Source organism: Clostridium tarantellae, from assembly GCF_009295725.1.
GTDB classification, from domain to species: domain Bacteria; phylum Bacillota; class Clostridia; order Clostridiales; family Clostridiaceae; genus Sarcina; species Sarcina tarantellae.
The window spans coordinates 1-1,379 of record NZ_WHJC01000502.1; the positions used below are offsets into that span (position 1 = coordinate 1).

At 22.8% G+C, this 1,379-nt stretch carries 2 protein-coding genes; both read left to right on the forward strand.

Annotated features, from left to right (window positions below; genetic code table 11):
* A partial coding sequence (locus GBZ86_RS15945) for an ABC transporter permease subunit (RefSeq protein ID WP_152892291.1) occupies positions 1–635 on the forward strand: 635 nt, incomplete at its 5' end.
* Positions 635–1,357 carry an ATP-binding cassette domain-containing protein gene (locus tag GBZ86_RS15950; RefSeq protein ID WP_152892293.1) on the forward strand — a complete coding sequence of 241 codons (723 nt, stop codon included), beginning with the start codon at positions 635–637 and terminating at the stop codon, positions 1,355–1,357. The genes GBZ86_RS15945 and GBZ86_RS15950, both read left to right, overlap by 1 nt.
* Positions 1,358–1,379 lie beyond the last annotated feature (22 nt).

Here is a 1,379-nt window from a genome sequence, read left to right on the forward strand (position 1 = left end):
CTATTATAGAATATAAAGATTTAATGATAAAAGCATATATAACAACAATAGAAATTAGTATAATAGCTTTAATTTTAAGTATACTTTGGGGAATAATACTTTTTTTTATGAGTATAAGTAAAAAATTATATTTTAATTATTTTTTTTATGTCTATACACAAATATCTTTAGGTGTACCATTGCTTGTACACGTAATAGTATTATATTTTTTTCTTGCATCAGCATTAGGAATTAATAATCCTATATTAGGAGGAACTTTAATATTATCTGGTTATATGGCATCATATTTTTCAAAAACATTTCAAGGAGCATATAATTCTTTAGATAAGCAACAGTTTAATATAATGCATACTTTACAATTACCTAAAAAAACAAGAATATTTAAAATAATAGCTCCTCAAATAATAGAAAATACACTACCTACACTAACTAGTCATTTTAGTTTGCTAATTAAAAGTACAGCTTTATTATCATTGATATCTGTACCGGAGTTTACTAATTTTGTGAATGTATTTAATTCAAAAACATTTGAATTTATAACAGGTTATTTATTATTGGCTATAGGATATCTATTAATAACAATTCCTTTAAGCTATATAGCAAAATATTTAAGCAAAAAGGTAGGATTAAATTAATGAAATTAGAAATTAAAAATTTAATTAAAAAATTTGGAGAAGAAGAAATTTTAAATATACCATATTTTTTTGTGGAAAATGTAAAAAGTATAGCTATTATTGGTCCAAGTGGTGGAGGAAAAAGTACATTTTTAAAAATACTTGGAACTATCGAGAGTGCTAAAGCAGATATTTTAAAAATAAATGAAATAAATGTATTAGATAAAAACAATGAAAGAGAGTATTTGAATAAGATAGGTTATGTGTTTCAAAATAATAATCTTTTTCCTAATCTGACTATTTTAGAAAATATAACTATACAACTTACTAGTGTATTTAAAATAAAGAAATTAAAAGCAAATATAATAGCAGAAAATTGGATGAAAAAGGTTGGGATTTTAGAACATAAAAATAAAAAGCCACATCAAATAAGCGGAGGGCAAGCACAAAGAGTAGCTATAGTACGAGCTTTAGTATGTGGAGCTTCTATGTTGTTTTTAGATGAACCTACTAGTGCTTTAGATCCAATTTTAGCTTATGAAGTAATGCAAACATTAATACAGATAAAAGAAGAATCTGAAATAATTATGGTAACTCATGAATTAAATTTTGCTAAAAAATTTGCAGATTATTATATATTTATATGTGATGGAAAAATAAAAGAGCATGGGTTTATAAGTGAATTAAATAATAGTAAAAATCTTTATATAAATAATTTTGTTAAAATGATTGAATTTAAATAAAAATTATTTTAAGTTAAAAAAC

What these genes read in the sequence shown, in the direction of transcription:
- GBZ86_RS15950 (WP_152892293.1), top strand. Translation starts at nt 635, where the DNA reads ATGAAATTAGAAATTAAAAATTTAATTAAAAAATTTGGAGAAGAAGAA.